A 12,677-nucleotide genomic window follows, 5' to 3' on the forward strand; every position below is an offset into this window, starting at 1 on the left:
GCTGTGTCAAAGCGAAGAGCGCGCATCTGCTCGCAGGTCGCGGCGTTGATCGGTTAATCAGGCAGGCGCAGCCCTGCACTGACACGATCCTCTTGAATACTTGCCTGATCCTCCGAATTGGCAACTATCGGATAGTTAGCCCTTGCATCGTGGTCTAGAGTTCGACAATGAGCGGCCATCGCAAACACCTATTAAAAAGGCCGCACCCACCGAAGATCTGCCGATGAGCCATGGAGCCACGAATCATGGAGCTAAGAATCAACCAGAAGGCCTACCAGGTCGATGCCGATGCCGATACACCGTTGCTGTGGGTGATCCGCGATGACCTGGGCTTGACCGGCACCAAGTACGGCTGCGGCCTGGCCCAGTGTGGCGCGTGTTCCGTGCTGGTGGACGGTAACGTGGTGCGGTCCTGCGTCACCCCGGTGGCAGGGGTGGTGGGCCGTGAAATCACTACCATCGAGGCGATCGAAGCCGATGACGTGGGCAAGCGGGTGGTCGCGGCTTGGGTCGAGCACCAGGTGGCGCAATGCGGTTACTGCCAGTCCGGGCAAGTGATGGCGGCCACTGCGCTGCTCAAGCACAACCCTGCACCCAGCGATGCGCAGATCGAAGCGGCGATGGTCAACCTGTGTCGCTGCGGCACTTATAACGCCATCCGTACGGCGGTGCATGACCTAGCCAAACAGGAGAGCGCCTGATGACCACGCGCTACGAACTGCCCAACCTGTCATTGGACGCACCGGTCAACCTGTCGCGGCGGCATTTTCTCGTCAGTACAGCGGTGGGTGCACTGGTCATCGGCTTCGGCCTGCCGCTGGGCTCAGCCAGGGTGCAAGCCGCCACTGCCGCAGAACGCGGGACCCAAGTACCTGCTTTTCTGGAGATTCGCCCGGACGGTAGCGTGCGCCTGCTCAGCCCCTTTATGGAGGGCGGGCAAGGTACCCACACCGCCATGGCGCAGATCGTCGGCGAAGAGCTGGATGCCGACCCCGCCACCTTCATCGTCGAAGCCGCGCCGCCGGGCGAAGCCTATGTGGTGATGGAAAACGGCATGCGCATCACCGGCGGCAGCATGTCGGTACGCATGAGCTACCCGACCATGCGCCGCCTCGGCGCCCTGGCGCGGGCCATGCTGCTGCAGGCCGGTGCGGAGCAGTTGGGCGTGCCGGTGGCCGAGCTGACCACACAACCCGGCCGGGTGGTGCACGCCGCGTCCGGACGCTCGCTGGGCTACGGTGAGTTGGCGGCTCGTGCCCTCGACATGCCGGTGCCTGACCCGGCCAGCATTACCCTGCGCGACCCAAGCCAGTTCCGCTGGATCGGCAAGCCAGTGAAGCGTCTCGATGCCTATGACAAATCCACCGGCAAAGCGCAATACAGCATCGACTTGAAGGTCGACGGCATGCTCCACGCGGCCGTGCAGCACGCGCCCCGCCTGGGTATGACCGTCGGCAGCCTGCGCAATCAGGCGCAGGTCGAGGCCATGAAAGGCGTGCACTCCGTCCACACGTTGCCCGGTGCGGTGGCGGTGGTGGCCGAACGCTGGTGGCATGCCAAGCGTGCGGTGGAGGCGATCCAGGTCGACTGGCAGGAACCGACGGCTGACTCTAAAGTACGCGCCATGCCGGCGGATTTTTCCAGCGACGGCTTCCGCGATTTTCTCGCGGCCCAGCAAGGCCCGGCCCGTGACGACGAGAATGAGGGTGATGTGGCCGCCGCGCTGGCAGGCGCCAAGACCAAAGTCGAGGCCACCTACCACAACCAGTACCTCAACCATGCCCAGTTGGAGCCGCCGTCAGCCCTGGCACGCTTCAACCCGGACGGCTCACTGGAGATCTGGCTGCCTAACCAGGCGCCCGATATGTTCCGCGCCGACATCGCCAGGCGCGCCGGCCTCGACCCCACGCAAGTCACCCTGCACTCGCCGCTGCTGGGCGGTTTCTTCGGCCGGCACTTCCTCTATGACTCAGCCAGCCCCTACCCACAGGCCATCGTATTGGCCAAGGCGGTAGGTCGCCCAGTCAAGCTGATCTGGAGCCGCGAGGAAGAGTTCCTGCGCGATGTATTGCGCCCGGTCGCCGTGGTCAAGTTCCGCGCCGCGCTGGATGACAAAGGCCTGCCGATAGCCATCGAGGCGGTGAGCGCCACCGAAGGCCCAACCGAAGCGATCGCCGGCAAACAGGGCGAAAAACTCGACCCCACGGCCCTTGAGGGTCTGTCAGGCAAGGCCTATGCGATCCCCAACAAGCGCATCGCGCAGATCTACGTTAAAGGCCCGGCGATGCTGGGCTATTGGCGCTCAGTGGGCAATTCGCTCAACGACTTCTTCTACGAAGCATTTCTCGATGAACTGGCGGACAAAGGCGGCCATGACCCCTTTGAACTGCGCCTGCACTTGTTGCGCGACAACCCACGACTGACCACCCTGCTGCAAGCGGTGGGCGAGCAGTCGGGTGGTTGGAAACGTGGCCCCTACACCGCAGAAGACGGCACCCGACGCGCACGCGGTGTGGCCATGGCTTCGCCGTTCGGCTCCCACGCTGCGGTGATCGCTGAAGTGTCGATCGACAAGGGCCAGGTCAAGGTTCATCAGATCTGGGAAGCGATCGACCCTGGCAGCATCGTCAACCCGGCGATCATCGAGGCCCAGGTCAATGGCGCTGTAGCCTTGGGGTTGTCGCAAACGTTGCTGGAGGAAGCGGTCTACGTAGACGGCAAGCCACGGGCACGCAACTACGACCTGTACCCGATCCTGCCGCCCTCACGGATGGCGCAGGTGCATGTGCGGATTGTCGAGAGTGGTGAAAAAATGGGCGGCATCGGCGAGCCACCGTTACCGGCAGTGGCGCCGGCAGTGGCCAATGCGGTCGCCCAGTTGACCGGCCAGCGTATCCGCAGCCTGCCCTTGAGCCGCTACACCTTCAGTTGACCGACAAGGACCGCCCATGAGCAACCGTCGATTCGCAAGAACCGCAGGCTGGCTGGCGCTGGCCTGCCTGGTCGCGGCAGGCCTGCTGGCCTGGTACGCCACCCGCCAGCCCGCGTCACCTTTCGCGCAGGAACAAGCTGCCAGCGTCGACCCCTCCCAGGTCAGTCGCGGTGAGTACGTCGCCCGCCTCAGCGACTGCGTGGCCTGTCACAGCCTGGCGGGCAAGGCGCCCTTCGCCGGCGGCCTGGAAATGGCTACGCCGCTGGGCACCATTCACGCCACCAACATTACGCCGGACCACGACACCGGCATCGGCGCCTACAGCCTGGCTGACTTCGACCGCGCCGTGCGCCACGGCGTGGCACCGGGCGGCCGTCGCCTCTACCCGGCCATGCCCTACCCGTCCTACGCCAAGCTGAGCGACGACGATATCCGCGCGCTGTACACGTTTTTCATGCATGGCGTGCAACCGGCCAAGCAGCCGAATATCCCCAGCGATATCCCCTGGCCGCTCAACCTGCGCTGGCCCATCGCGCTGTGGAACGGCGTGTTCGCCCCGACGGCGACCTACGCTGCCAAACCCAGCCAGGACGCACTCTGGAACCGCGGCGCCTATATCGTCCAGGGCCCCGGCCACTGCGGCAGTTGCCACACGCCACGCGGCCTGGCCTTTAACGAGAAAGCGCTGGACGAGTCCGGCGCGCCGTTCCTCGCCGGCGCCCTGCTCGATGGCTGGTACGCACCCAGCCTGCGCCAGGATCACAACACCGGTTTGGCGCGCTGGAGCGAGCCGCAGATCGTCCAGTTCCTCAAGACTGGACGCAACCTGCACGCTGTGGTCTACGGCTCGATGGCCGAAGCCTTCAACAACTCCACCCAGTTCATGCAGGACGAGGACCTCGCGGCCATCGCCCGTTATCTCAAGTCACTGCCCGGCGACCCACGGCGCGACGGCACGCCTTGGCAGTACGTGAACGCCGATACGCATCAGGACATCCCAGGCGCCCACACCTACGCGACACGCTGCGCCTCCTGCCATGGCCTGGACGGCAAGGGCCAGCCCGAGTGGATGCCCCCTCTGGCCGGCGCCACATCGGCACTGGCCAAGGAAAACGCGTCCGCGATCAACATCACCCTCAATGGCTCACAGCGCATCATCACCGCCGGCGTGCCGGATGCCTACCGTATGCCAGCGTTTCGTGAGCAATTGTCCGACGAGGAAATTGCCCAAGTACTGAGCTACGTGCGCAGCACCTGGGGCAACCACGGTGACGCGGTCGACGCCAAGGCGGTAGGCAAGCTTCGCGGGCATACGGACCCGGCCAGCAGCAGTCCGATTATTTTGCAGATGCGTTGAAGAGGTGCTCACTTGCTCTCGTCTGCCTTGCCCTCCTGCATCTGCACCGAGGACTTGCTGCCGCTGGTGTTGTCCTTGGTGGTGTTCTGCGAACTGTCGAAACAACCGTGCAGCAGGAACACGCTGCACAGGCTCAGGCACAGAGTGAGTTTTTTCATGATGGTTCTCCCGCGGGTAAGGTTCTCAAGGCAAAGACCCTTTTCTATCTGTCTGTAACGACCGCAGGCTCGTTCAACAAAGGCGGGCATTGCCTGACGAGCGGTCGGGCTGCCGACGTGTACTAATTTGAACGAATTTGCCCCTGGCACGATCCATACGTAATGACACGAGAAAGGCTTGTGTCCGTCCTATGGCGAGCTTGAGGTGAAGGGCATGGAAGCGAACAGGCGTGCAACATCAAAACAATTCGACCCGCAAGAAGAACTCACCAGAAACACCGAACTGTTCTATGAGGCTGACCGATTGGAAAAGGCGGCCTACGACATCATTGGCACCAGCCTGGCCAATGCCGAAGCCTGGCTGCGCTTCAGCGAGGAGAAGCGCGTGGCCGATGCGAAACGAACCGAGGCGTACCAGGACCTGATGCGCATTCGGCGGAGTGTGTTGGTAGCGCCCAAAGGTTACCCGTAAGCGCCACACAGGGGACTCAGGAAGAAAACACTTGCGAGCGTGGCCGCGAAGGCAGCTTGTAATTGCGCGGTTGCTGGCGGGCAAACTGCGCCTGGACTTGCGCGACGGCATCGAGAACCCGCTGTGCCCAGTTTTCGTCCTGCGGATCTACCACCACCACGCGAAAACCATGGTCATGGCCTTCACTGCGCACGCCTTCGGAATCATCGACATGCAAGTCGATATCAAATGCCGGCGGAAATTTGGAGGGGGCGTTCGACAGCCCACGCACAGCCAGGGCGCGGTTATGCAGCACGCTATTGACCACGCCGTCGACACGGATGCCGTACAGCAAAAGCCAACGGCGGATGTAGGACGGCGTGCGACCGGACGAGGTGTAGACCCAGACACTACAGCCCTGGCGGCGCAGCTCGCGAGTCAGGGAGCGTGTGCCCATGCGTAACGGCTCACCGAGCCAACGGTGAACGCAGGCCGGCAGCCGGCTGTGCTCAACGGCGCTATGGTGGAGCTGACAGGCCAATGTATCGTCGATATCGAACGAAATACGAATGCGCGGGCGCTTGAACAGACGCTGGAGGGTGTCGAGCACTGAATAGGTTCCCATCAAAGGCCTCCCTGAAAGACAGGCATGGGGGTGTCGTGCAGAAAAAACTTCCTGGGATCGGGGGCTTGCTCTTCCAGGAAAGCGGCGTATTTTTTCTTGATCTTGGGCAATTCGTACAAAGCCTTGACGCCATGTTTGGCGGAGTTGCGAATGACCGAAGACGGGTTGAAGTAGCCCTCGGCGTTTTCCAGCGTGAGCACGAACGGGGGCAGCCCGGCACGCATGAGCAAATAGCTGACAATCAGCGATCCACTGCGGTTGTTGCCTTCAATGAACAACTGCGGCTTGCTGAGGATTCGGACATAGACACCGGCCGCACGCTTCCAGACTGACTCGCTGCGATACGCGCAATACCAATTGAACAGGTCCTTTATGCCGCCCTCCACGTTGTTGAAGAAGTGCTCCTCGGTCGCCGCCAGGTGCTGGGCATATTCCAGCCGGCGCACCGGGTCGCGGCCACAGAGCACGGTGGCGTTGATCTCCAGCATCAGGTCCAGTTGCTGAAGGTCAAACAGGTCGACGCCGCGTGCGACGTAGTCGTCAATCAGCGCATACCCTTCAAGCACATTCTGCAGCACCTCGTCGGTCAAGGGGTCGCGCGGCTCTGTGAAGTGCTGGCTGAGCGCGGCAAAGCGGCCCTGCACTTCACGCAGGGCACGTTCGATCGCGGTTAAATCAAGACGACGCGTTGCAGACATTGGCATTACTGGGTAACCCTGGATAAGAAGGTGTGGCTTAGCTGAATTTGCCGCTGATGTAGTCACCGGTCATTTGTTCGCGCGGGTTGTCGAAAATCTGCGCCGTCGGGCCCATCTCCACCAGGTAGCCGGTGCGCGTCCCCTGGGAAATATCCACCGAGAAGAACGCCGTCGTATCCGCCACACGGATCGCCTGCTGCATGTTATGGGTAACCAGCGCGATGGTGTAGTCCTTCTTCAACTCAACCATCAATTCTTCGACCCGGCGCGTTGCGATCGGGTCGAGCGCCGAACAGGGCTCATCCAGCAACAGCACTTCCGGTTCAGTCGCGATGGCACGGGCAATACACAGACGTTGCTGCTGGCCGCCGGAGAGCGACAGGCCGCTGACCTTGAGCTTGTCCTTGACTTCATCCCACAACGCAGCGCCCTGCAGCGCGTGCTTCACGCGGTCGCCCAGGTCGCCTTTGTAGCGATTGAGGCGCAGGCCAAAGGCGACGTTGTCGAAAATGCTCATCGAGAACGGGTTCGGCTGTTGGAACACCATGCCGATGTAGCGGCGCACGACCACGGGATCAACGCCCTTGCCGTAGACGTCCTGCCCGAGGAAATGCACATGCCCCTCGAAACGAAAGCCTTTGACCAGGTCGTTCATGCGGTTGAGGCTGCGCAGCACGGTACTTTTGCCGCAGCCCGAAGGCCCGATGAAGCCGGTGATCTTGTTCTTTTCGATTGGCACATGGCTGTCACGTACAGCCATAAAGTTGCCGTAGAAAATCTTGTCCAGTTTGCAGTCCATGACTACAGGTTCCTGGGTGACAAACGGAGCAGCTATTTGCGCAGTGGATACGTTCAAAATTCAGATGCTCCCGTTTTCAATACTTAGGCTTGCCGAAAATACGGCTGACAATGTTCACGACCAGCACGATCATCACCAGCACCAGCGAGGCTGCCCATGCGAGCTCAAGCTGGTTGTCGAAGGGCATGCCGGAGAAGTTGTAAATCAGCACGGCCAGCGATGCCGTGGGATTCATCACCGCCAGGCTGCCGTCGTGGTAGATCCAGTAGTTGCTGAACAGCGCGGTAAACAGCAAGGGGGCGGTCTCGCCCGCGGCGCGTGCCACGGCCAGCATTACGCCGGTGAGGATCGCCGGCATGCCGGTCGGCAAGATAATTTTCCAAATAACCTGCGAGCGGGTGCAGCCCATGCCATAGGCGGCGTCCTTCATGACCTTGGGCACCATCCTCATCGACTCTTCAGCCGTTAGCACGACGATGGGCAACATCAGTACCGCCAGTGCCACGCCCCCTGCCGGTGCCGAGTAGGTCCCGGTGGTCATGACGACCAAGGCGTAGGCAAATACCCCGGCCAGAATGGAAGGCAGGCCGGTGAGCATCTTGGCGGCAAAACGCGAGGCGTTTGCCAGCTTGCTGTCGGGGCCCAGTTCAGCCAGGAAGATGGCTGCCATGATGCCAACCGGCACCGCGATCGCGGCCGCGATACCGACCATCACAAAGGTACCGGCCATCGCGTTGCCGAACCCGCCGCCCGTCTCGAAGCCCGTGGGCGGCAGCTCGGTGAACACCTCCAGGCTCAGGCGTGCCCCGCCCCGCGTGATCAGCATGTAAAGCACGGAAATCAGCGGCACGCTGGCCAGCAGCGCACCGGTCCAGACCAGCGTGGTCAACACCAGGCTGCGCAGGGCACGACCTTCGAACCGGCGCTGCAGGCTGGGCAAGGTGGCTATCGGAGAAGTGAGGTTAGTCATCATTTAGTCCCACGTTGGGCATAGACCATAATCATGGAGCCGATGACGTTCACCAGCAGGGTGATGAACATCAGCACCAGTGCGGCGTACATCAACACCTCGATCTCGTTCGGCCCGGCTTCGGGGAAGTTCAGCGCCAACAAGGCCGCCAGCGTATTGGCCGGAGCAAACAGAGAAAGGGAAATGTTATTCGCGTTGCCCACCAACATAGCCAGCGCCATGGTTTCACCCAGCGCGCGACCCAGGCCGAGGACCAGGGAGCCAAAAATGCCGGTAGCAGCAGATGGCACCATCACCTTGAGAATCGCTTCCCAGTGGGTGGTCCCCATGCCGTAGGCAGCCTGCTTGGTTTTCATCGGGACGGCGGTGAGGGCGTCCTGCGAAACGGCGGCAATGGTCGGCAGAATCATGATGGCCAGTACCAGCGCCGCCGGCAGCAGCCCCGGCCCGCTCAAGGACGTGCCGAAAAAAGGAATCCAGCCCAATTCGCTGTTCAGCCACGCAGTGAGCGGGCGAATCGCCGGGATCACCACGTAAATCCCCCACAGGCCATACACGACGCTGGGGATGGCTGCGAGTAATTCGACAATGGTGCGAAACACGGCTGCCAGCTTCGCCGGCAGGAAATCCTGGGTCAGGAAAATCGCCATGCTGACGCCGAAAAAACCCGCGATCAGCAACGCGATAAAGGCACTGTAGAGCGTGCCCCAAATGGCTGGCAGAATGCCGTACTTGCCTTGGTTAACGTCCCATACACTGCCGAAAATTACGTCAAAGCCATGCTTTTCCATGCCTGGAAGGGCTTTGCGTCCCACCTCGAATACCAAGGCGAAGACCAACGCCAGAATCAGTACCACCCCTATTCGCGCAAGCGCACGGAAGGTGCGATCAACCAGGAAATCCTTCGTAGAGGGCGGTTGGCAGGCGGAATCCGGGTTAACCGGTACGACAAAAGGTGTGTTCATTGGCTAATTCCGGAACAGGGGGGAAACTCTCCCGGCGTGGCTGAGCGCCCACACCGAGAGAGGCCTCACGAGCGTTACTGAATGTTGGCGGACGCTTTGCGAACCTGATCGACAACCGATTTCGGCAGCGGGATGTAGCCCATCGAGTCGGCGATTTTCTGACCTTCGGTCAGGCTGTACTCGACCATTTCACGCATGGCCTTGGCCTTGGCCGGGTTGCCGTTGTCCTTGCGGAAGATCATCCAGGTGTAGGACGTGATCGGGTAGGACTTGGCGCCATCCGGATCCGGCAGCCAGGCCACCAGGCTTTCCGGCATTTTCACCGCAGCCAGGGCTTCGGCACCGCTTTCTGCGTTTGGCACAACGTAATGACCGGCCTTGTTCTGCAACTGGGCAAAGTCAACCTTGGCCAGTTTGGCGAAGCCGTATTCGATGTAGCCGATGGCACCCGGGGTCTGGCGTACGGTGGCGGTTACACCATCGTTTTTAGGCGACTTGATGAACTTGTCGCTGGCTGGCCAGTTGACGGTGTTGCCTTCACCCAATGCCGATTTGAACTCTGGGTTGATAGAAGCCAGATGCTTGGTGAAGACCGCAGTGGTACCGCTGGAATCTGCACGCACCACCACGGTGATCGGCGTATCGGACAGTTTCAGGTCCGGGTTGGCGGCGACGATCTGCGGATCGTTCCACTTGGTGATCTTGCCCAGGAAGATGTTGGAGTAAACGTCGCGTGGCAGCTTCAGACCCTTGGGATTGCCCGGCAGGTTATAGGCCAGCACGATTTCACCGGCAGTCATCGGCAGCAACTGCACGCCTTCGGCAACCTTGGCGATGTCTTCGTCTTTCATGGCCGAGTCACTGGCTGCGAAATCGACGGTTTTGTTCAGGAAGTCCTGTACACCCGCGCCGCTGCCCTTGGATTGGTAATCCACAGTGACACCCGCGGTTTTTTTGCTGAAATCCTTGAACCAGGTCAGGTAGATCGGGGCCGGGAAGCTCGCGCCTGAACCTGTCAGACGGACACTTTCCTCAGCAAAAACCATCGAGGTTGCACAAAGAGAGACCGTAACGGCGAGCGCAGCAGACTTCATCAAACTTTTCATCGAAGGAACTCATTGTGATAACGGGCTCCCGCACTTTGCAGCAGACTTGTTACGCTTTTATGAACGTTGAGTGGCAGGTACCCTCGAACCCTGTTTTTTTGCCTCAGCAAGGCCTTTTGAGGTGAGTGGCTGGCTTTCGCACCGTAGAATATCGACGCAAATCAATTTCTAGCGACTGTAAAAGGGCATAAAGCATGCAGAGAGTCATCACGAAGCGTTTTTTTACCGGGCTGTTCGCCCTGCTGATGCTGTGTGTCATCTTGCCGGCCCTCGTACAGGCAGCGCCCGCCCCGGTCAGCGACGTGCGCGCCCTGCCCTCGCTGGACGAAAGTGCGAGCGTTGCGGACCTCAACGATCAACTCGACCTGATCCGCCAGAAAGTTACCGTCAGCGCCAACGATGACTTGCTTTCCAGCCTGCGCCAGGCGGCCTTGCAGGTGCAAAAACAGGCCGACGCCCTGAGCGCCAGGCAAGCCATCGATCTTGAGCACCTGGAAGACCAGCTCAACGTGCTCGGCCCGGTGCAGGCGGATGAAACCGCGAGTTTCACCCAGCAACGCACCGCGCTGACCAAACAGAAAAACGCATTGGCCAATGAGCAGCGCCAGGCCAGCACCCTGAGTCAGTCCGCCCGCGACCTGGCGACCCAGATCTTCAACCTGCGCCGCAGCCTGTTTGATTCACAGATCAGCACCCGGTCGGCCAGCCCGATCAGTGTGGTGTTCTGGTCCAACATCATTCGCCCGACGGATGACGACCTCTCACGTTTACGTGGCCTGTACGCCGATGTCAGCAGCGTTGTGACGACCGCCGTGGCGCCAGGCAACCGCTGGTTTTTCGCGGCCATGGTGTTGAGTGCATTGTTGGTCTGGGTCGCGGGCCGACGCGTGCTTGAGCGCTTCCTGCTGGTGCGGCTGATGGTGCGCTGGATGCCGGAGGGCCGCCTGCGCCGCAGTGCGTTGGCGCTGGCGGTCGGGTTGTCGACCGTACTGACCATCAGCGTGGCGACCTCGCTGCTGCGCTGGGGCGTGATCAGCGACAGCACGCCCAGCGCTGACGTACTCAACCTGCTCGATCAGTTGCAGACCCTGGTGGTGTTCTGCGCCTTTATCGTCGGCCTCGGCCGTGCCCTGCTGATGCTGCCCCACCCTTCCTGGCGCTTGCCGCCGATACCCGATCAGATCGCCACGGCCATGGGCCCCTTCCCCGTATTGCTGGCGCTGGCACTGCTGCTTATCGGCACCCAGGAACGCATCAACAGCGTGATCGCCAGTAGCCTGGCATTGACGGTGGCGGTGAACGGCCTGACGGCGCTGGCCGTCGCGCTGGTGTTCTTCTTTGCCCTGCTGCGCTACCGGCGCACGCGCCGCCAGTGCCAGCTGGAGCGCATGAACGGTATCGCGGGGCTGGTGCCCTTTGTGGTGGCCGTGTGGGTCGGAATCAGTCTGCTGGCGCTGTTGAGCGGCTACCTGACCCTCGCCTACTTCCTCACCGTCAAGCTGCTGTGGATGAGCGTGGTCGCCGCGACGGCTTACCTGCTGATTGCCTGCTTTGGCGATGTCTGTGAAACCCTGCTTTCGCCCAAACAACCGGGCGGCCTGGCACTCGGCTCGGCGCTTGGCTTGTCCGAGCGGCACCAGGCCCAGGCAAGCACGATACTGGCGGGCGTGGGCCGCACGCTGCTGCTGTTCACCGCAGTACTGCTGGCGTTCCTGCCGTCCGGCTCCAGCCCGGGCGAGTTGCTGGCCGGCTTGACGCAACTCGACCTCAGCAGCAAACCCCTGGGCAACCTGAACATCGTTCCGGGCGACATTCTGCTCGCCCTGATTATTCTGGTGGTGGGGGTATTCGGCGTTCGCGTGCTTAAAGAGTGGCTGGGCGAACGGCTGCTGCCGGAAACCAACATGGATGCCGGCATGCGCGCTTCGCTGGTGACCCTGGTGGGCTACATCGGCTTTGTACTGGTGGTTGTGGTGGTGATGTCGACGCTGCACATCAGCCTGACCAACCTGACCTGGGTAGTCAGCGCCCTGTCGGTGGGGATTGGTTTCGGCCTGCAAGCGATTGTGCAGAACTTCATCTCCGGCCTGATTTTGCTCACCGAACGCCCGGTCAAAGTCGGCGACTGGGTGAGCCTGGCGGGTGTCGAGGGCGATATCCGCCGGATCAATGTGCGCGCCACCGAGATCCAGATGTCCGATCGCTCGACGGTGATCGTGCCTAATTCGCAGTTCATCACCCAGAACGTACGCAACGTGACCATGGGCAATGCGCTGGGCGTGGTCGGCATTACGCTCACCCTGCCGCTGGAAACCGACGTGCTGCAAATCCGCGAGCTGTTGCTGCAGGCGTTTACCGAACACGAAGCCATATTGGATGCGCCGGAGCCTTCGGTGACGTTCAAGGACCTGACCACCACAGGGGTGATCATCAGCGTCAGCGGTTACGTCAACAGCCCGCGTTCTGTAGGCGGAGCCCGCAGCGACTTGCTGTTCACCGTCCTCGGCCGGCTGCGTGAACTGGGCATTGCGCTGTCTTCGCCGCAGAGCATGGTGCTGATCAATGAAGAGGTGGAAAAGGTACGCGCTGCGGATCAGGAAAAACCAGACTGACGCG

12 protein-coding genes are annotated in these 12,677 nt (G+C 61.4%); 5 read left to right on the top strand and 7 right to left on the bottom strand.

Annotated elements, in window-relative coordinates; all coding sequences use genetic code 11:
* Positions 1-245: 245 nt before the first annotated feature.
* The 3 genes from ACR52_RS28350 to ACR52_RS28360 are packed head-to-tail and all read left to right on the top strand — an operon-like array spanning position 246 to position 4,289.
* Positions 246-701 carry a (2Fe-2S)-binding protein gene (locus tag ACR52_RS28350; protein ID WP_048731651.1) on the top strand — a complete coding sequence of 152 codons (456 nt, stop codon included), beginning with the start codon at positions 246-248 and terminating at the stop codon, positions 699-701.
* Positions 701-2,932 (top strand): xanthine dehydrogenase family protein molybdopterin-binding subunit, encoded by a 2,232-nt coding sequence (locus ACR52_RS28355; RefSeq protein ID WP_048731653.1) that lies wholly within the window; start codon positions 701-703, stop codon positions 2,930-2,932. The genes ACR52_RS28350 and ACR52_RS28355 overlap by 1 nt, the downstream gene beginning before the upstream one ends.
* 16 nt (positions 2,933-2,948) lie before the next feature.
* Positions 2,949-4,289, top strand: a complete 1,341-nt coding sequence (locus tag ACR52_RS28360; protein WP_048731654.1) for a c-type cytochrome — start codon at positions 2,949-2,951, stop codon at positions 4,287-4,289.
* Positions 4,290-4,297: 8 nt separating this feature from the next.
* On the opposite strand, the gene ACR52_RS31035 is transcribed toward ACR52_RS28360, so the two are convergent.
* Positions 4,298-4,447, bottom strand: coding sequence for a hypothetical protein (locus ACR52_RS31035; RefSeq protein WP_173439354.1), 150 nt, complete (start codon positions 4,445-4,447; stop codon positions 4,298-4,300).
* 214 nt (positions 4,448-4,661) lie between these two features.
* Here ACR52_RS31035 and ACR52_RS28365 point away from each other — a divergent pair, with 214 nt between their 5' ends.
* Positions 4,662-4,919 (top strand): hypothetical protein, encoded by a 258-nt coding sequence (locus ACR52_RS28365; RefSeq protein WP_048731656.1) that lies wholly within the window; start codon positions 4,662-4,664, stop codon positions 4,917-4,919.
* A 16-nt stretch (positions 4,920-4,935) separates the two neighbouring features.
* Here ACR52_RS28365 and ACR52_RS28370 read toward each other — a convergent pair whose 3' ends face one another.
* From ACR52_RS28370 to pstS, 6 genes are all read right to left on the bottom strand, one after another.
* Positions 4,936-5,523, bottom strand: coding sequence for a hypothetical protein (locus ACR52_RS28370; protein WP_048731658.1), 588 nt, complete (start codon positions 5,521-5,523; stop codon positions 4,936-4,938).
* Entirely contained in the window at positions 5,523-6,221 is a 699-nt protein-coding gene (locus ACR52_RS28375) for a hypothetical protein (protein ID WP_048731815.1), read from the bottom strand. The genes ACR52_RS28370 and ACR52_RS28375 overlap by 1 nt, the downstream gene beginning before the upstream one ends.
* Positions 6,222-6,258: 37 nt before the next feature.
* Positions 6,259-7,020, bottom strand: coding sequence for a phosphate ABC transporter ATP-binding protein PstB (gene pstB / locus ACR52_RS28380; RefSeq protein ID WP_017847588.1), 762 nt, complete (start codon positions 7,018-7,020; stop codon positions 6,259-6,261).
* 76 nt (positions 7,021-7,096) lie between these two features.
* Positions 7,097-7,990 (bottom strand): phosphate ABC transporter permease PstA, encoded by an 894-nt coding sequence (gene pstA, locus ACR52_RS28385; RefSeq protein WP_048731661.1) that lies wholly within the window; start codon positions 7,988-7,990, stop codon positions 7,097-7,099.
* On the bottom strand, positions 7,990-8,955 hold the full coding sequence (gene pstC / locus ACR52_RS28390) for a phosphate ABC transporter permease subunit PstC (RefSeq protein WP_048731663.1): 966 nt from the start codon (positions 8,953-8,955) through the stop codon (positions 7,990-7,992). The genes pstA and pstC overlap by 1 nt, the downstream gene beginning before the upstream one ends.
* Positions 8,956-9,029: 74 nt before the next feature.
* Complete coding sequence (pstS, locus tag ACR52_RS28395; protein ID WP_048731665.1) at positions 9,030-10,061, bottom strand: phosphate ABC transporter substrate-binding protein PstS; 1,032 nt, start codon at positions 10,059-10,061, stop codon at positions 9,030-9,032.
* A 194-nt stretch (positions 10,062-10,255) separates the two neighbouring features.
* Here pstS and ACR52_RS28400 point away from each other — a divergent pair, with 194 nt between their 5' ends.
* Positions 10,256-12,673, top strand: a complete 2,418-nt coding sequence (locus tag ACR52_RS28400) for a DUF3772 domain-containing protein (protein WP_048731668.1) — start codon at positions 10,256-10,258, stop codon at positions 12,671-12,673.
* Positions 12,674-12,677 lie beyond the last annotated feature (4 nt).

This window comes from Pseudomonas fildesensis, from assembly GCF_001050345.1.
GTDB lineage: Bacteria > Pseudomonadota > Gammaproteobacteria > Pseudomonadales > Pseudomonadaceae > Aquipseudomonas > Aquipseudomonas fildesensis.